15 protein-coding genes are annotated in these 19,087 nt (G+C 29.2%); 6 read left to right on the top strand and 9 right to left on the bottom strand.

Annotation, left to right across the window (positions count from 1 at the left end):
- The first annotated feature begins 7 nt into the window (after window positions 1–7).
- Entirely contained in the window at window positions 8–1,528 is a 1,521-nt protein-coding gene (locus L8X33_RS01720; RefSeq protein WP_133318806.1) for an inorganic phosphate transporter, read from the top strand.
- Here L8X33_RS01720 and mnmH read toward each other — a convergent pair.
- From mnmH to L8X33_RS01685, 7 genes are read right to left on the bottom strand one after another with little or no spacing between them, the layout of a single operon-like run.
- Window positions 1,523–2,506 carry a tRNA 2-selenouridine(34) synthase MnmH gene (gene mnmH / locus L8X33_RS01715; RefSeq protein WP_263669860.1) on the bottom strand — a complete coding sequence of 328 codons (984 nt, stop codon included), beginning with the start codon at window positions 2,504–2,506 and terminating at the stop codon, window positions 1,523–1,525. The genes L8X33_RS01720 and mnmH overlap by 6 nt on opposite strands.
- Window positions 2,499–2,987 carry an HIT family protein gene (locus L8X33_RS01710; protein WP_263661799.1) on the bottom strand — a complete coding sequence of 163 codons (489 nt, stop codon included), beginning with the start codon at window positions 2,985–2,987 and terminating at the stop codon, window positions 2,499–2,501. Before L8X33_RS01710 ends, mnmH begins: the two co-directional genes overlap by 8 nt.
- Complete coding sequence (locus tag L8X33_RS01705; protein ID WP_133318809.1) at window positions 2,987–3,589, bottom strand: indole-3-glycerol-phosphate synthase TrpC; 603 nt, start codon at window positions 3,587–3,589, stop codon at window positions 2,987–2,989. The genes L8X33_RS01710 and L8X33_RS01705 overlap by 1 nt, the downstream gene beginning before the upstream one ends.
- The gene (locus tag L8X33_RS01700; RefSeq protein WP_263669794.1) at window positions 3,574–4,809 is read right to left on the bottom strand and encodes a tetratricopeptide repeat protein; all 1,236 of its coding nucleotides are present in this window, start codon (window positions 4,807–4,809) and stop codon (window positions 3,574–3,576) included. The genes L8X33_RS01705 and L8X33_RS01700 overlap by 16 nt, the downstream gene beginning before the upstream one ends.
- Window positions 4,785–5,156, bottom strand: coding sequence for a YkgJ family cysteine cluster protein (locus L8X33_RS01695; protein WP_263669793.1), 372 nt, complete (start codon window positions 5,154–5,156; stop codon window positions 4,785–4,787). Before L8X33_RS01695 ends, L8X33_RS01700 begins: the two co-directional genes overlap by 25 nt.
- The gene (locus tag L8X33_RS01690; RefSeq protein ID WP_263659105.1) at window positions 5,146–5,838 is read right to left on the bottom strand and encodes a tRNA1(Val) (adenine(37)-N6)-methyltransferase; all 693 of its coding nucleotides are present in this window, start codon (window positions 5,836–5,838) and stop codon (window positions 5,146–5,148) included. Before L8X33_RS01690 ends, L8X33_RS01695 begins: the two co-directional genes overlap by 11 nt.
- Complete coding sequence (locus tag L8X33_RS01685) at window positions 5,832–6,776, bottom strand: NAD(P)-binding domain-containing protein (protein WP_263661794.1); 945 nt, start codon at window positions 6,774–6,776, stop codon at window positions 5,832–5,834. The genes L8X33_RS01690 and L8X33_RS01685 overlap by 7 nt, the downstream gene beginning before the upstream one ends.
- A gap of 252 nt (window positions 6,777–7,028) precedes the next feature.
- Here L8X33_RS01685 and L8X33_RS01680 point away from each other — a divergent pair, with 252 nt between their 5' ends.
- Together L8X33_RS01680 and L8X33_RS01675 are read left to right on the top strand one after the other, a co-directional pair.
- A complete protein-coding gene (locus tag L8X33_RS01680) occupies window positions 7,029–8,279 on the top strand; it encodes an MFS transporter (RefSeq protein WP_133318814.1) in 1,251 nt (416 codons plus the stop codon).
- The gene (locus L8X33_RS01675; protein WP_263669792.1) at window positions 8,276–10,285 is read left to right on the top strand and encodes a CocE/NonD family hydrolase; all 2,010 of its coding nucleotides are present in this window, start codon (window positions 8,276–8,278) and stop codon (window positions 10,283–10,285) included. Before L8X33_RS01680 ends, L8X33_RS01675 begins: the two co-directional genes overlap by 4 nt.
- Before the next feature lie 30 nt (window positions 10,286–10,315).
- Here the strand turns inward: L8X33_RS01675 and L8X33_RS01670 are convergent, their stop codons facing one another.
- Together L8X33_RS01670 and L8X33_RS01665 are read right to left on the bottom strand one after the other, a co-directional pair.
- Window positions 10,316–13,828 carry an acyl-[ACP]--phospholipid O-acyltransferase gene (locus L8X33_RS01670; RefSeq protein ID WP_263669791.1) on the bottom strand — a complete coding sequence of 1,171 codons (3,513 nt, stop codon included), beginning with the start codon at window positions 13,826–13,828 and terminating at the stop codon, window positions 10,316–10,318.
- A gap of 69 nt (window positions 13,829–13,897) precedes the next feature.
- Window positions 13,898–14,506 (bottom strand): NAD(P)H-dependent oxidoreductase, encoded by a 609-nt coding sequence (locus L8X33_RS01665; RefSeq protein WP_263669790.1) that lies wholly within the window; start codon window positions 14,504–14,506, stop codon window positions 13,898–13,900.
- A 133-nt stretch (window positions 14,507–14,639) separates the two neighbouring features.
- Here L8X33_RS01665 and L8X33_RS01660 point away from each other — a divergent pair, with 133 nt between their 5' ends.
- From L8X33_RS01660 to L8X33_RS01650, 3 genes are read left to right on the top strand one after another with little or no spacing between them, the layout of a single operon-like run.
- The gene (locus tag L8X33_RS01660; RefSeq protein WP_263669789.1) at window positions 14,640–15,773 is read left to right on the top strand and encodes an efflux RND transporter periplasmic adaptor subunit; all 1,134 of its coding nucleotides are present in this window, start codon (window positions 14,640–14,642) and stop codon (window positions 15,771–15,773) included.
- The gene (locus L8X33_RS01655; RefSeq protein ID WP_263669788.1) at window positions 15,770–17,701 is read left to right on the top strand and encodes an ABC transporter permease; all 1,932 of its coding nucleotides are present in this window, start codon (window positions 15,770–15,772) and stop codon (window positions 17,699–17,701) included. The genes L8X33_RS01660 and L8X33_RS01655 overlap by 4 nt, the downstream gene beginning before the upstream one ends.
- Before the next feature lies 1 nt (window position 17,702).
- Window positions 17,703–19,043, top strand: coding sequence for a TolC family protein (locus tag L8X33_RS01650; protein ID WP_263669787.1), 1,341 nt, complete (start codon window positions 17,703–17,705; stop codon window positions 19,041–19,043).
- Window positions 19,044–19,087 lie beyond the last annotated feature (44 nt).

Raw genomic sequence — 19,087 nt, 5'->3', positions numbered from 1 at the left:
AGAATGCTTGAGTAAAGACAATACCATTGCATTTTTTATTTTTATTGTAAGCGTTTTGTGTTTTTTTGTTTGGGGTTATAATTACATTCCTAATAATTCCATGATATTATTTATTCTTGCTAGTGTATTTGGAATTTTTATGGCCTTTAATGTTGGCGGTAATGATGTTGCAAATTCATTTGGCACTAGCGTGGGAGCTAAGACAGTTACTATCAAGCAAGCTTTAATTATTGCAGCAGTATTTGAATTAAGTGGGGCTGTGTTTGCAGGTGGGGAAGTAACTAATACTATAAGAAGTGGTATAGTGGTTTTACCAGATAGTGTTGATCCTATGGTGTTTGTATGTGTTATGCTTTCAGCTTTGCTAAGTTCAGGTATTTGGTTATTTATAGCAACAAAAAAAGGACTTCCAGTTTCTACTACTCATAGCATTATAGGTGGTATTGTAGGTTCAAGTATAGCTATGGGGTTTGTATTTTTTGATCAAGACCAAGCTTTTTCTATGGTAAATTGGAATGGTATTTATAAAATAGCTATGAGTTGGGTTATTTCTCCTTTACTTGGTGGACTTGTGGCGTATTTAATTTATGCTTATATTTATAAAAAAATACTTCAACCTTCGGCTTTGATTAATATGCAAATAAAAGAAATTAAAAAAGAAAAAAAGGAGTTTAAAGAAAATTTTTTTATCAATTTAAAAAACAAAAGTCAAGAAGAGCAAATTAAAGAATTAAGTGCCATTGTTTTAGATGATGATGAAAAAAGAAGTGAATATAAGTTAAAAATTAAAGAATTAAAAGAAAAAGAAAAAAATATCGATGTTTTTTCTAAAATGAAATTTCATGTTCCTTTGGTTGCAGGGATAGCTGCTTTAATAATAGCGTCAATGTTTTTATTTAAAGGTTTAAATAAAGTTTCTACTTTAGATATGGTACAGAATTTATGGATAGTTTCTATTATTTCTATTTTTGCTTATATAGTTACTTTGGCTGTTGTAAGATTGATGAAAAAAACTGAAGTAAATAAAACTATAGAAAAGATTTTTTCGTGGTTTCAAATTTTTACTGCTTCTAGTTTTGCTTTTTCGCATGGAGCTAATGATATAGCTAATGCTCTTGGACCATTTGCTGCGATTTTAGATGTGCTTAAAAATAATACCATTAATCCAAGTTCGCCAGTGCCATTTGCTGTAATGCTTATGTTTGGTATAGCTTTGGTTATTGGACTTTGGTTTTTAGGTAAAGAAGTTATTCAAACTGTTGGTTCAAAACTAGCAGAAATTAAGCCAACAACAGGCTTTAGTGCTGAACTTGGTGCAAGTATTGTTATACTTTTAGCAACTCAACTTGGAATTCCAGTTAGCTCAACCCATATTTTAATCGGCGCTATTTTGGGTATAGGGGTGTTTAATAAAGATGCTAAATGGGGTATGATGAAACCTATTGGTTTAGCTTGGGTTATTACTTTACCAGTTGCTGGAATTCTTTCAAGTATTATTTTTGTAATTTTTGTAAATATAATTTTATGAGTTTAAACTCATAAGATATTTTTTAGCTTCATTTAAATTAGAGCTATTTATAAAATAATCAATTTTTGCAGGTTTTTTATATACTTTATCATAATATTCAAAAAGCATTTTTACACAAAGTTCTAAATTATTTTCTTCATAATTTTTACAAAGTCTTAATTTAAAATCCTTGCTGATATAAGGTGATATTTTTTCAACGCATTGATAAAATACTTTTTTATCCATTGGAGTATAGTTTTTTAAAACTCTTTGAATGCGTAAATTTATATCACACTCGCACCAAATTTTCTTAGCTTTTTGCATACTATTGTATAAATTTAGTGGGATAGTTAAATTTCCAATTTGTCTGCTTTCAGCTTCTATAAAACAAGTTTTGTGAGTATAATCTTTTAAAAAATAAAACAACTTATCTTCAAAGGCTTTTTGGCTTGGTTGTTCTCCATAAATTTTACCAAAACTTGATCCTTGGTGATTAGCTAGTTTTTCTAAATTTAAAGCATTATTTAAAGTTTCGATTAAATCACTTTTACCGCTTGCTGTATTACCACAAAGACATAAAAACTCAATATTTAAATCTTTCCTAAAAAACTCACTCACATAACTTCTGTAGGTCTTGTATCCACCTTCTAATCTTACAACTCTATAACCAAGTTCAGCTAAGATTAAAGCAATAGCTTTTGATCTTTTACCACCTCTTGCACAATAAATTCCCACCAAAGAACCTATTTTATAATTTTGATAAAGTTTATTAATATGTTCACTCATATTTTTACAAATATAACTTGCACCTTTTGCTTTAGCTAAGCCTTTATTTTTCTTATAAAGTGTGCCTATTTCTTCAAATTCATTATCATTTAATGCGTAGTAATTTTGCGCAGATTTTATATGAGCAAGTTTGTATTCTTTGGGACTTCTTACATCAATTAAAAGATCAAAATTAAATTTTAAAAAATTTTCAAAATCAACTTCTTTATACATAGTCTTTAAAAGCTTTGCATAAGGTGGTATAAACTTTTTCCAAATCACTCCCACAAACTCTAGTTTGTCCTATGGTAGTGATAAAATTTGTATCCCCTTGCCATCTTGGGATTAAATGATAATGACAATGCGGCGCTATGCCAGCTCCTGCTGCACTGCCTAAATTCATACCTATATTAACACCCTTGGCATGAAAGTTTTCTTTTAAAATTTTAACTCCAATACGCACAAAATGGCTAATTTCTAGCCATGTATCATTATTTAAATCTTCTATATTTTCTAAATGCTCATAAGGGATAATCATGAAATGACCCGGACTATAAGGGTATTTATTCATAATGCCAAAACATTCTTTAGCTCTAAAAATTACCCCAAGTTTTTCATCTTCATTAAGTTCATACTTACAATGACAAAAAGGACAAAAATTTTTATCTTTATTATTAAAATAAACATCTCTCCAAGGTGCGTATAAATACTCCATCAACTCTCCTTTATGCAAGCATGTAGATTTTTGATATTTTTACTTATAAGAGCTTTATTTTTTGGTATCAAAGGTAATAGCTTTTCATCTTCTAATAAAAAAATTCTAGCTCCTGCTAAAATAGCATTATTAAGATCGCTTTTGCTTTCAATATAAAAAATGGCCTCTAAGCCAAGATGTATTGCAAAATTATAAAGTTTTTTTAGTTGCATAGTTTTTAGCATTTTAGGAAATACAATAAACGCATCAGCTCCATATACCAAGCTTTCTAAAATTTGATATTCATCAAAAATAAAGTCAAATTGCACAATGGGTTTTTCATGATAGCGTCTAAAAAGACTTAAATTTTGTATGTCTTGATTAAGCAAAGGACTTGTTGGTAAAACGATAGCATCAAAATTTTCATGATTAAAATTTAAATCTTTGGAGTATAAAAAATGCGAAAGTTTTCTTTCAAGCAAAAGTGTGTAAATATCTTTAGGATAAAAAGCATTAGAAGCTAGGCTTCTGCCTAGCATATCATAAGGAAAAATTTCTTTTTTATTTTCTAGAATTTTTTGTGTTTTTGAAAAATGATCTTTTAAATCTATTGTTTTAAACATTTTTCAATGGCCTTTAAGTGATCTTTGCTTTCTTGGGAATTTGCAAATTCTTTATCGTGGAATGTTTTTTGTAAAATTTCATAAGCTTTTTTGCAATTTTTAAGTTTATAATAGCCCCAAGCTAAAGAGTCTAGGTAGTAAAGATTTTGTGGTTCTTGTTCAAGCGCCCAGCCTACTAATTCTATGCCTTTTGCAATATCAATATTATATTCGATTAAGGCATAGCCATAGTAGTTTTGATATAAAGCATCGCTACGCACATCTACACTTTGTTCAAATTTTTTCATAATAGAAGCTAGAATTTTTGGATCCGTGATTTTTTTACTTTTAGAATCCATATAAATTTCAAATTCTAAAACCCCTGCCATAGAAAGGTATTTTTTATCTTTGCTAAGTTCATAATGTTTTAAAGCTATTTCGTAAGCTTTTTTATAATTTTTTGTTTGTGTATATAAGAAAATTTTAGTATCAGGATCTATGTTGTATTGTTGGACTAAATTTAGAGCTTGTTTATAATTTTTTTCTTGCACTAGTAATTCTATCATAGCATATATATATTTAATATCATTGTTGAGTTTATATAGTTTTTCAAGGGTTTGAATGCTTGCCTTATTGTTTTTTTGCTCTTGATAAATTTTTAAAAGTAGGGTGCATGTTTTAAGAGTACATTGTGAATTTTTTACAAATTCTTCTAAAGCTTTTTTAGCTTGATCAATATTTTTATTTTTAATATTAATTTCAACTATTTTAAGTAATAAATTTTCATGTTCAAAAAGCTTATAAGCAAGATTGTATTGCTCTAAAGCTTTGGTGTATAAAGCTTTTTTAGCAAAAATATCACCTAGTATTTCATAGTTTCTATAATCTTGCTCTTCTTTAATGAGTTTATAAAGTATAGTTTCGGCTTGTTTATAATCTCCTATTTCAAAAAAATGCAAAGCATTTAATCTTGCAATAGCCGTATGATTTAAAAATTCTTTAGAGGCTTTTAAAAGTTCATCTTTTTGTTTTAAGTTAGCACCCAAAGCTAAAAGCAATGCTTTTTGCAAATAGATACTTTCATTATTTTCATGAAATAAATTTGTATAAATATCACATGCTTTTTGAAACTGTCCATGTTCTTCATAAATGAGTGCTTGTAAGATTTTATCTTCGCTTTTAGCCAAAGCAAGGTTTGTTAGGATAAAAACGATAATTAGTGAAAGCAAACCCCTATACATTCTTCTTTCAACTCCTCTTTGTGTGTTTTAAAATACTCCCAAAATGGAAAAGTTTTACATTGTTTTGGTCTATGCTTGTAAATTAAACATTTTTTATACATTGTATCAAAAAAAATACAACGATAGCCATTTTCATGCTTTACTTCTTTAAAACTATATTTAAATCCAACTTTGATAAGGTATTGTTCTTTAAAGGCTTCAAAGTTTAAATTTAAAAAAGCAGCAATAGCTTCTAGCTCTTCTTTGCTAGCATAGATATATCCACTTTCTCCAGTGCAGCATTTTCCACCGCATGTTTTACAAGCATTTTCATCAAAAGAATAATCAAAGTTTTTTTCACATATCATAGCTTATAGTTCCTGTATTTTCATAAATTTCGCTAATTTTTGGATTTAAAACATTATTTTCATACATAAAAAGCGTAGGCATTATCACACAAGGGCTTTTATTATTTTTTTTAATATGCATTAAAACAAGCCTTGCATTAGTTTGTGTATTGGTGTGAATACATTGAAGAGAAACTAGTTTTAATTTAAATTGTTTTAAATAAGCACAAATTTCATCTAAAAAACTTGCCTCATAGCACATAAAAAAACTACCATTTGGCTTGATTAAAGTATTTATTTTAGCAAACATCTTCTCAAGCGGCATAAATTCTTGATATCTTGATATACATAAATGCAAATCTTGGCTTTTTTGTGTATTTTTTTTATAAAATGGAGGATTAGAGATCAAAAAATCAAATTTTATATCACTTTTATAGTTTAAAAAGTCTTCGCAAATGCTTTGAATTTCAAGTTTATTTTCTTTAGCATTTTTATAACTTAGTTTGATATTTTGCTCTTGAATATCTAGTAGATAAACTTTTGAATTTGGAAATTTTTGCTTTACTAAAAGTCCTAAAATTCCACATCCACATCCTATATCAAGGATATTTCCTTTTAAGTTATTTTTAGATAAAAAGTCAAAAAGTAAAAGGCTATCATTATTATAACGATAGCCTTTTGAATATTGAAAGAGTTTTAGCATTTATAAAGATGATCGCAGATTTTAAATGAATCATTTAAACCCACTACAATAGAAGCTCCGTTTTTACTCGCTATATCACCTGCGATAAATAATCCTTTTACATTGCTTTCTTTATTTTCATCAAAGCTTGGCACACCTTTTTCATCAACTTCTATAGAGCATTTTTGTAAGAAATCAAGCGGGGTTGAACCACCAATAGCATAAATAATGCGATCATAAATTTCACTTGTATTGTTAGTGAAATTTACTTTAGCTTTACCATTTTCATCTTCAATACCAGTTATATCTATGCCGAGTTTTGCTTTTACACTGCCTTGCTCAAAAGCTTTTTGAATATCTTCAAGATTAATATCATTTAATCTTGAGAAAGTTTCTCTTCTATAGCAAAGTGTAACATCGTTATTTTTAGCTAAATCTATAGCGTATTCTGCTGCTGAATTTCCACCGCCTACAACTAAGATTTTTTCATCTTGGCTTGTTGAATTTGCATTAAAATTGATGATTTTAGTTAAAGTTATAGGTAAAGTATAGTTTGGTTTATTTGGCTTACCCATTCTACCTATGGCAATAACTGCATTTTTACAAATATAATTTTCATTTGCAGTACTAACGATGAAATTTTCTCCATCTTTTTTAACACTTTCAACTTCACTAGAAAGCTTTACTTCAAGATTATGCTCTTTGATAGCATTTTGGAAAGTTTCTATCGTACTTTCTCTAGTTCCATCTTCAAAATTTATATGCCCGTGATTTGTGCTATCACAACCTTTATAAGCTTTGTCTACTCTTTTACCTTCTTTGTAAAATTTTACTAAGGTTTGACAAATCGCATCAGCTTTTTCTAAAACAATAACTTCTTTATTTTTTATTTTAGCTTCTACTCCTGCTGCAATACCTGCAGGGCCAGCGCCAATAACTACCATATCAAAAATTTTCATTATTTCCCTTTTTTAATTTTTAGTTTATGTAAATGTATCAAAAAAACAATAATAAAAAATAAAAAACAGAAATTATTTTTATTTTGTAAATAAATTTTTTATGCTTATAAATTATTAAATTAATAAAATTTTATAATAAAGTAGATTAAAATGTGTAAAAAATATATTATTATAATATTTTTTGCATAAAATCACTTATATAAAAGCAAAAAAAACATAAAAATTATATATAGTATGCAAAAGGAGTTTTTGATGGGACAAAATACAGGACAAAGTTTAAAAAATAATTTTTTAACATTATTGTTATTATCCTTTTGCGGATCTATTATTTATGGTTTGCCTTATTTTAGAAAGTATTATTATGATGATTATATGAGTCTTTATCATTTAAATAATTTTGAAATGGGGCTTTTAGGTAGTGCTTATGGATTGCTTGGTTTGTTTTCTTATGCTTTAGGAGGTTATTTAGCAGATCGTTTTGCACCAAAAAAGTTATTGATTTTTTCTTTAATTGCTACAGGACTTGGTGGTTTATTGCATTTATATTTTACTTCTTTAAATGCACTTTTGATTATTTATGGAATTTGGGGGATTACCTCATTATTAACTTTTTGGCCTTCTTTGATGAAAATAGTAAGGAGCTTAGCAAATTCTAAAGAACAAGCAAGGGCTTATGGAATTTTTGAAGGCGGTAGAGGAGTTGTTGGTGCTGCACATTTGGCTATAGCTACGAGTATTTTTGGATATTTTCAAACAAAAGCCTTAGCCGCACAAGGTATAGAAATGGTTATTGTGTTTTATTCTATAGCTCCTATTGTAAGTGCTATTTTATTGTTTTTTCTTTTGAAAGATGATATTAATGAGCAAAGTGAGAAGATTAAAATCAAAGACTTGGTTTTTCTTTTGAAAAATTCTGCTCTTTGGCTTGTGGTTGCTATTACTTTTTGTACATATTTTTTTAACATGAGTTTTTATTATTTTACTCCTTATGCAAGCAATGTTATAGGAACTTCTGCTGTTTTTGCAGCTATTTTAACGGTATTGGCTCAATATATTCGTCCGGTTTCTTCTGTAGTGGGTGGATTTATAGCAGATGGATATGGAAAAGCTAAAATAATGATGATAGGCTTTATTTTAATGGGAATTGGTGTTATTTTTTTAATGCTTAGTTCAAAATTAAATGGATTTTTACAAATGAGTGTTTTAACTTCTGCTTGTGTCATAATTTATATAGCTATGTATTCTAATTTTGGAATTTATTATTCTTTACTTAGTGAGGGAAAAATTCCTATACATTTAGCGGGTATGGCTATAGGTATTGTATCTACTTTTGGGTATTTGCCTGAAGTTTTTGCACCATTACTTGCTGGAGATTTATTAGATAGATACCCAGGTGTAAAAGGTTTTCATATATATTTTACCATCATGATAGTTATGGCTATTTTGGGTGTAATGTTTTGTTTGATTTGGATTAAAAAATACAATAAAAAGGAGATGAAATGAAGGAAATTGTTTTTAACTTTAAAAACAAGGTTAGAGTAATAGAAAATGAATGGATAGTTTTAAAAGATGGCACTAAGCTTTCATCACGAATTTGGCTTCCTCAAGTAAAAGAAAAAGTTCCTGCTATATTAGAATACATTCCTTATAGAAAAAATGATGGAACAAGGGGCAGAGATGAGCCTATGCACGGATATTTTAGTGGTAATGGCTATGCGGTTGTTAGGGTTGATATTAGAGGAAGTGGGGAATCTGATGGTTTATTAGAAGATGAATATTTAAAACAAGAACAAGATGATGCCTTAGAAGTCATTGAGTGGATTGCAAAGCAAGAATGGTGTGATGGGAATATTGGTATGATGGGTAAATCTTGGGGTGGCTTTAATTCTTTACAAGTTGCAGCAAGAAGACCTAAAAATTTAAAAGCAATTATAGTAGTAGGTTTTACTGATGATAGGTTTAATGAGGATATTCATTATAAAGGCGGATGTTTGCTTAATGATAATTTTTGGTGGGGTAATATCATGCTTGCATATCAATCACGCTTTGTTGATCCAAAAATTGATCCAAATGGTAGAAAAAAATGGTTCAATAGGCTTGAGAACATGCCTTTATGGCCCACATTATGGCTTGGGCATACTTTAAAAGATGATTATTGGAAGCATGGGTCTGTTGGGGAAAATTATGATGATATACAAGTTCCTGTTTTTGCATTAGATGGATGGGCTGATTCTTACACTAATCCTGTTTTTACTCTAATGAATGGTTTGAAAGTTCCAAAAAAAGCTATCGTTGGTCCTTGGGCTCATGTTTATCCTCATGATGGCTTACCTTTGCCTGCAATGGGTTTTTTACAAGAAGCACTTAAATGGTGGGATAAATGGCTTAAAAATGAAGAAAACGATGTGCTTGAAGCTCCTATGATACAAGCATATATTGAAAATAGCTCTAAGCCAAATTCAAAAACAGAGAAAGTAGAAGGTCGTTTTGTTGCTTTAAATGATTTTAAAAATGATATTAGCTATAAAAGATACTATTTAAATCCGCATAAATTAACATGTAAAAAATCAAGTGAATTTATCAAAATTAACACTCCATTAAATCATGGGCTTTTATCAGGAGAGTGGATGGGAGCTGGTGTTTTAGGAGAAAGTCCTAGCGATCAAAGGTTGGATGATGGGATGGCAGTTGTTTTTGAAAGTGATTTTTTAGAACAAGATTTGGATGTCTTGGGCTTTCCTATGTTAAATGTAAAAATTGCAAGCGATCAAGAAAAAGCTATGCTTTTTGCTCAACTTAGTGAAGTTAGAGCTGATGGTTTTGTAAAAAGAGTAAGTTATGGAGTAATCAATCTTGCATTAAGTGATAATAAAGAGCAATTTATACCTTTAAAAAAAGATGAATTTATCCAAAAGCAAATCAAACTTGATGCTTGTGGATATAGATTTGCTAAGGGTTCTAAGATAAGATTATCATTGGCAAATTCTTTTTGGCCTATGTTTTGGCCTATGCCAAAAATTTCAATATTGACTTTAGATTTAAATGAGTGTGAATTTAATTTGCCATGTTTTAGTGGTCAAGATAGCGATAAAATCAATATGCAAGCACAAAGTGCCCCTTTGACCCCAATAACACTTTTAGAAGAAGGTAGGGTAGATAGAAGCATTTCTTATGATATTTTAAACGATACTTGGACTTGTATTACAGATGGTGTTGGTGGAGTTTTTGGAGAAGGTGTTTATAGATTTGATGAGGTTGATGTTTTAGTAAAGCATAATTTAAAAAGAGAATTAAAACTTCAAAATGAAAACCCATTAAGCGCGCAATATACCATTACTCAAACAATGCAAATAGGACGCGAGGGTTGTATGATGGAGGCAGATATAATCTTAACACAAACTAGCGATTTGGAGTATTTTTATATTAAGGGAAAATTAGTAGCTAAGGAAAATAATAAGCTTGTTTTTGATAAAAAATATGATTATAAAACTAAAAGAAATAGTTTGTAAAATTTCCCCAAAGTAAAATTACTTTGGGAATTAATTTTCTTGTAAGATTTTAGCTAAATCTTTAGCGCCTTTTAAATCCACTTTACCAGAACCTAAAAGTGGAATTTGTTCTACTTTAAAATATTTACTTGGTTTAAAAATAGCAGGCATAGTAGAGTTTTTAATCGCTTCGCAAATTCCTTCAAAATCTTGATCTTGACATTCTACTAATAAGCATACCATTTCACCTTTTTTATCATCATCTAGCGCAACTGCGCAAAATTTTACTACATCTGTATTGATAAATTTAGCAATTTCTTCTTCTAAAGCTCCTAAAGATATCATCTCACCACCAATTTTTGCAAAACGAGAATAACGATCTACTATATATAAAAAGCCATCCTCATCTACATGGCCTTTATCTCCGGTATTATACCAGCGTATGCCATCGATTTCTTTGATAACTTCATCGGTTTTTTCTTTATTGTTTAAATAACCTACCATAACCTGATGGCCACCAATGAGTATTAATCCATCTTCTCTATGATTTAAACTTTCATAAGTAGATGGATCTACTATGCGTATAGCACTTCCTGGCAAAGGCATACCTACACTACCTTCTTTATTTGCACGGTGTAAAATCCAATAGTCAGGATCAAATTTATTCGGTAAATTCACACTTGCAACCGGAGTGGTTTCAGTGGCTCCATAACCTTCAAAAATAGGTTTTTTAAATTTCATTTCAAAGGCAGTTCTTACTTCGCTTTTGAGTTTTTCAGCACCTGATACGATAATCCTTAAGCTTTCAAACATAATCGCATCAAGTTTTTTATTTCTTGCATAAATACCTAGAAAAGTTGAAGTAGCACACATAATACTAACATTATTTTTTACTATAGCTTTTGCTACACCTAGCGCATCTGTTGGATCAGCATGTGTTATGCTTTTAATCCCTTCTAATAAAGGCATAAAAGTAGTTACAGTTAATCCAAAAGCATGAAAAGGTGGCAAAGAAGATAAGACAACATCTTCATTTTTTGCACATAATACATCTGAAATTTGGGCTATATTGCTTAAAATATTGCGATTATTTAGCATTACTCCTTTAGGTGTTCCCTCGCTACCACTACTAAATAATATAGCAGCTATGGCAAGGTTTTGTTTATTAGATGCAAATAATGCTTTTATTAAACAAGTAGGTAAGATACTTACTAAAGCAAGCATAGAAAAGATTTTGAGTTTTTGTCTTTTAAAGTTTGCGATAATATCTTCCATAAAAATAATTCTAACATACTCTTCAAATTCTAGTTTTATGCCTTTATTTTCTAATTTTTCCATAAATTTTCTAGAAGTATAAATTTGTTGAATTTGAGAGCTTTGAATGGCTTGATTTATTGCTTTTACACCTGCTGTGAAATTTAAATTTACCACGATTTTATTTGCAAGTAATACAGCTAGATTACAAAGAGAGCTAGCCATGGAAGCAGGGAGCAAAATTCCTATACATTCTTCTTTTGGAGCATAGCTTCCTTGGGTAGGTTGTATATTTAACTCATGTGATCTATTTTTTATAAAAGAGCTAAAAACTAAACTTAAAGCAAGCATTTTTCTATAAGTAATACCACCTATTAAAGGATCAACAATAGCTATTTGACTTAAATTTCTTTTAGCACTATCTATCCAAGCTCTAGCTATAGTATGCATACTTTCACATTGAGATTTCCAAGCAATAAATGAAAGTTCAAAAACCTTTGCTTTAACCACTTCTTTTTTAGTGTGTATTGGCAAGCTTTTTCCAAAAGCAATAGCGATTTTTCTTTTGCTTATTTTGCGGTTTCTTGCTGAAAATTCTTCATCACTTCTTGAAAAAGCACTTCCCCAAAGTCCTCTAATATAAAAAGGTAAAATCACTCCATCTTGTTCTTCTAATTTTGAGCAAACTAACTCAAACCCACCTTTAAATTCATTAAGCTGTCCATGGCGTGAAAGCACTCCTTCTGGGAAAAGGCAAACTAAATTTCCATTTTTAATATGCATAGCAATAAGCTCTAAGCTTGATTTGCTAGAAGCACTTGAAACAGGAATAACTCCAAATTTATCAAGAAAAATTCTAATATACCACTTAGAATAAATGCTTTTTTCCATAACAAAATAAATTTTTCTTGGTATAGCCATTTGCACAATAGCCCAATCTATAAAAGATATATGATTGCCAAGTAATAACGCTCCACCTTTTTCAGGAATATTCTCAAAACCTTCTACCAATAAACGGTAGCGTTGAAAAAACGCTATACTCATTAATAAACGCACTAAAGAAAAAGGCAATTTACTTAGCACATAAATGCTTCCAAAAAATGCTACAGCGATGATAAAATAAAACAAATTTATCACTTCAATTTTAGCATAAGCAGCAAAAGTAGCTAGTGCTAAAAAGCCTAACATAAAAATATTTTGTATGAAATTATTTCCTGCTAAGACTTTTCCTAGTTCATTTTCTTTTGCATGAAATTGTATTAGAGAGTTTAAAGGTATGATAAAAAATGCTCCGCTTAAACCAAAAATAAAAAACACTACACTATAACTTAGTAAGTTTTCTAAAAATGGCATTAAAATGCTCATTAGAAAAACCCCTAAAGCACCTAGTGGTATAAGACCTAATTCGATGTAATTTTTAGAAAACTTACCACTAATAAGTGATCCTATAATCACTCCTATACCAGAAAAAGCTAAAGAGCATTGTACATAAAAGGTATTTTCTATGAAAAGATCGTTTTTTGCATATACAGGAAAACTCACTAAATAAAGTTGTGATATGGCCCAAAAAAGTGAAATTCCTACAATACAAAGCCAAATAATTTTATGAGAAAATATTGTTTTTAAATTAGAGGTTAAAAGCTTTCCTTGTAAATATTGTTTTTTATCAAAACTTAAATTTTTATCTTCTTCTTTTAGGCTAGGAAGTTTATAAGCTAAAAAAAGTTCTAATAAAGCAAAAGCTATTAATACAAAACCCAAAGGTGCAATTTGTGTTAAAATATCCGAAGGAGTGTTAAAATTTGACTCAAAAAGCATTTCAAAGCTTAGAGAAAATACTGCCATACCGGCTAAAATAGCCACAATACTTACTGCATTGACAGCTCCATTTCCCATAGCCAAAAGCTCTTTTCCTACTAATTCTTTTATAAAGCCATATTTTGCAGGAGAGTATAAGGCAGATTGCACTCCCATGATAAAAGTCATTGTAAATGCAAGCCAAAATGCTCCAAGATAATAACACAAACAAATAATACAAGTTAATATTACTGAAAATAATGCAGATATTTTCATGATTTTATTTTTAGGAAATTTATCCGCTAAAAATCCAGATGGTGAAAGCATAAGAATAAAAGGCAAAAGCATTAAAGCATTGACAATAGCAGTTAGAAAAAGTTGGGTGCTATCTTCATAAAATTTATAAATGGTATTTTGTATGATGATTTTGTGTCCTAAATCCACAAAAGCATTAATAAAAGCTACTGCTAAAAATGGCAATACGCCAAAAATCTTTAAAAAATTTCCTTGCATTTAAAACTCCATTTTATTTTAAAAATATTATTTTATTATATAAAATTTAAATGGAGTTTTGATATTTGATTAATCTTTAAATTCTACCACTTCATTAAATGCAAAACGAGCTTTTTCTGTACTAGAATTTTTTTGGGCATGTCCTAGAGCAATGAGCATAGATACTCTTTGTTTAGCGGTGTCTAAATTTAAATATTGATTGATTTTATCTTTATCAAAGCCACCGATAATACACGAACCTAAATTTAAACTATAAGCAGCATTGATAATATTTGCAATGGCAAGATGACTTTGCTCTTTTGCATAAATAAAACTTTGTTCTAAATCCATTGTGTCTAAAAATGGCTTATAGGTTTGTAAGCGTTTATTTAACTCTTCTTGACTTAAACCACGCTTTTTTAGTTTTTCTTCAAAATAATCTTTAAAATCAGCTCTTGAGATCACAACAATAATAGCAGCACAATTTGCTACATGATTTTGATTGTTAGCTATTTTTGCAATTTCTTTTTTATGTTCATCTTTTTGAAAAACTAAGAATTTCCAAGGCTCAAGTCCTAAGGAACTAGGAGATAATCTAGCACATTCTAAGATATATTCTAAGTTCTCTCTAGAAATTTTTTCTTGAGTATATGCTCTAATAGAAGAGCGATTTTGCATTAAATTTAAATAATCTTGCATATAATTTCCTTATTTTTAGTTTAATTTATCTTATATCTTATAAGCTTTAAAATTGTTAAAATTATATTTTATTGCTACAATTTTATTTTTACTTCACACAAATGTTTTATTATGCGGTTTTTAAAGGATTAAAATGAAAAAAATAATTTATTTGAGCATATTTTTGATTATACTTATTATAGGGGTGTATTTTTACTTTTTTGCAAATAAGGAAGAATATAATTATCTAACTTATGAGGTTAAAAAACAAGACATTACTCAAAGCATAGAAGCAATAGGTGAAGTTTATGCAAAAACCCAAGTTGATGTTGGTGCACAAGTTAGTGGGCAAATTACTAAACTATATGTAAAATTGGGCGATCGTGTTAATGAGGGTGATTTAATCGCGCAAATTGATAAAGATAAACAACAAAATGATTTAGATATTACCAAAGCTAGACTTGAAAGTGCAAAGGCAAATTTAGAAAGTAAAAAAATTGCTCTTGATATAGCTACTAAACAATACCAAAGAGAGCAAAAGCTTTATACTAAAAAGGCTACCTCTTTAGAAAATCTTGAAAATCTTAAAAATACTTTTTATGCCTTAAGAGCAAATGTGGCTGATTTAAAAGCTCAAACTACTCAACTTGAAATTTCTTTAAAAAATGCTCAAAAAGATTTAGCTTATACTACTATAACTGCACCTAGTAAGGGTGAGATTATCAATGTAGCAGTTGAAGAGGGGCAAACTGTAAATGCAAACCAAAATACACCAAGTATAGTGCGCTTGGCTGATTTAAGTGAAATGGAAATTCGTATGCAAATAGCTGAAGCTGATATTAATAAAATCAGTGTTGGAAAAAAGGTAAAATTTAGCATTTTAAATGAGCCTGATAAAAAATATGAAGCAACTATTTCAAGTATAGATCCAGCAAATACTACCATAAGTGATGCAACAAGCAATACAAATTTAAACTCAAACTCAAGTACTAGCACTAGCGCTGTATATTATTATGCAAGGGTTTTTGTAAAAAATGATAATAATTTTTTACGCATAGGTATGAGTACAGAAAATGAAATTGCTATTAAAACAGAAAATAATACTTTAGTTATACCAACTTTGGCTATAAAAAGCGATACAAGTGGTTATTATGTAGAAATTTTAAAAGCCAATAATATAAGTGTAAAAACACCTGTTAAATTAGGTATCAAAGATAGTTTAAATACTCAAATTTTAGATGGTATTAATGAGGGTGATTTAGTTATCATAGGTAAAAATAAAAAATGATACGCTTAGAAAATATACAAAAAAAGATTAATAATACAACTATTTTAGAAAATATTAATCTTTATATTCAAAAGGGAGAATTTGTAGCCATTATAGGACAATCAGGAAGTGGTAAAACCTCTCTTTTAAATATTATAGGCACACTTGATGAGCCAAGTAGTGGAAAATACTTTTTAGAACAATATGAAGTTACAAATTTAAGCAAAGATGAAAAAGCAAGAATTAGACGCGAAAAAATTGGTTTTATTTTCCAAAGATATAATTTGCTTAGTCTTTTAAATGCTAAAGATAATGTAGCCTTACCTGCTGTTTATGCAGGAAAAAACAAACAAGAAAGATCACAAAAGGCTAAAGAATTACTTTCTTTTTTAGAGCTTGATCATAAAGAACTTTCTAAGCCAAATGAACTAAGTGGTGGGCAACAGCAAAGAGTTTCTATAGCAAGAGCTTTGATAAATGGTGGCGAGCTTATTTTAGCAGATGAGCCAACGGGTGCGCTTGATTCTAAAAGCGGTAAGATGGTTTTAGAAATTTTAAATAAACTAAATGAGCAAGGACACACCGTAGTTTTAGTCACTCATGATAGGGAAATAGCTGCTAGAGCAAAAAGAGTTATAGAAATTAAAGATGGTAAGATTATAAGCGATAATGGTGTAAAAAAAGCAGATGAAATAAAAGCTAAGTTAATGCCAAAAGAGAAAAAAAGCTTTAATTTGCTTAAAAATCAGCTTTTTGAAAGTTTGAAAATGTCTATAACTTCCATTGTAGCACACAAACTACGCTCTTTGCTTACTATGCTTGGTATTATCATAGGCATAGCTTCAGTAGTTTGCGTGGTTGCTTTAGGGCTTGGAGCCCAACAAAACATACTTGCTTCTATTAGCTCTATTGGGACTAATACCATAGAAGTTGTTTCAGGGCGTGGTTTGGGGGATGTTCGATCAGGTAGAACAAGGCTTAATTTAAGTGATTTAAAAACCTTAAGCTCTTTGCCTTATTTAGAAGCAATAGAAGCAGATGTGGGTAAAATAGGGGTGGTAACTTATAAGAATAATTCTTTACAAGCTAGAATTTATGGAGTAGGACCAAATCATCTAAGACTTAGGGGTTTTGTGATGGTAGATGGTAGGTTTATTAATAATGAAGATATAAAAGATAATACTAATATTTGCATTATAGATGAAAATGCTTTGAGAATTTTATTTGATAATATCAGCGTTAAAGATGTTTTAGGTAAAAGCGTGATTTTTAACAAGCAACCTTTAACTATAGTTGGTGTTTTAAAAAAAGAAAGAGATAATAAAGGCTTTAGAGCTGATGAAAATACCATTAAAATTTATACTCCTTATTCTACTTTGATGAATAAAATCACAGGAGATAAACAAATAAGAGCCATAGTAACTAAGGTAAAAGATGAGGTAAATCCTGCTTTGGCTGAAGAAGCTATGGTAAAAATTTTAGAGATTAAACGTGGAAAAAAAGATTTTTTCACTATAAATTCTGACGCGATTAAAAATGCCATTGAGGAAAATACTGCTACTTTGACTTTACTTATTTCTTCTATTGCAGTGGTATCTTTGATAGTAGGTGGTATTGGTGTGATGAATATCATGCTTGTTTCAGTAAGTGAGCGCACAAGAGAAATTGGAGTTAGAATGGCTATTGGAGCTAGAAAAGAAGATATTTTAATGCAGTTTTTAATCGAAGCTGTGTTGATTTGTTCTTTAGGGGCTATTTTTGGAGTAATGCTTTCTTTTATTATCATTGAAGTATTTAATTCTTTAAATTTTGGTTTTACGATGATACTTTCATTAAATTCGGTATTTTTAGGGCTTTTAAGTTCGGTTTTAATCGGAGTGGTTTTTGGATTTTTCCCAGCAAAAAATGCAGCAAATTTAAATCCTATTAGTGCTTTATCAAAGGAATGAGATGAGAATATTTTTATTATTTTTTATAGCCTTTTTTTTAAATGCCTGCGTAGGAGTAAAATTAGAACAAGTATCTCAAGAACAAATAAAAAAAGAATATTTTGAAGATTTTAACGCAAGCAAGGCTTGGTGGGAAAAATATAACAATCAAGACTTAAATAATATCTTAAAAGCTATTATTGATAATAATAAAGACTTAAATATAGCAAGGGTTAATTTTTTAAGTACCTTAGCTAGATATAAGCTTTTAAATTTAGATCTTTATCCTACTTTGAGTGGAAATTTTGGTGCAAATATAAGAAAAAATTTAAACAATGGCACAAAAACGCATAGTTTTTCAAATGGCATTATGTTAAATTATGAGCTTGATATATATGGCAAAATTTCAGATCAAGTTGCTAGTTCTGAATTTTTAGCAAAGGCGAGTGAGTATGAGTTGCACTCTTTAGAGCTTGATACGATTAATTTAGCGATAAATAGTATTTTTGAATTTATTTATTTCAATGATGTAGATCATTTATTAAACAAACATTTAAAAAATCTAGAGCAAATGCTAGAAATTTATACTACTAAACTTAATTATGGAAAAGTTGAATATATAGATCTTTTAAATATTAAAAAATCTTTATTAAACACTAAACAAAATATCATTACAAATTTGCAAAATAAAGACTTAACTCTTAAAAATATAAAAGACTTACTGGGTAAAGATGATGAGCATTTGATTAATAAAATGCTAAATTATACTCTTGAAGATTTTTCTTTGCAAAAAATTAATTTTGATATAGAATTAAAAATGCTTGCTTATAGACCACAAGTTCAAGCAAAACTAAATCAACTTATGGCTTCTTACAAGGATTATACAAGTGTGCAAAAAAGTATTTTACCTAGCATAAAAATATTGGGAAATTTAGATGGGAATGATAAGAATATTGATGAAAGTTTTAAATTTTTAATTTTAGGAGGCAATGTCGCCATTGACTTACCATTTTTGGACTTTTATAGAGTAAAACAAAATGTAAAAATTTCTGAATTAACATACCAAGCTCGTTTGGTTGAATATAAAGATGTATTACAAAGAACTATCCATGAATTTAATTTTTGTTATGAAAATGACAAGTATTATAATGATTTGTTAAAATTAGTAAAAGACATTAATGTTAATCAAGAAAAAATTACACAGCTATATTTAGAAAAATATGAATTAGGTCGCAGTGAATTAAAAGATTATCTTGATGCGGACGCTTTGTTTATAAATTCACTCCAAGAGCTTAGCAGAGCAAAGCTATCTTTGCTTAAAAATATTAATTTATATCATAATATTGTTTTAATTTCAGAGTAAAAAAGACTAAAAGTGTTTCATTTTGTAATATTATAAGAAAAGAG

The organism is Campylobacter sp. CNRCH_2014_2849 (assembly GCF_025772845.1).
Taxonomy (GTDB): domain Bacteria; phylum Campylobacterota; class Campylobacteria; order Campylobacterales; family Campylobacteraceae; genus Campylobacter_D; species Campylobacter_D lari_D.
The sequence above is the reverse complement of the archived record's forward strand: the minus strand, read 5'-3'. Positions and strand labels throughout refer to the sequence as shown.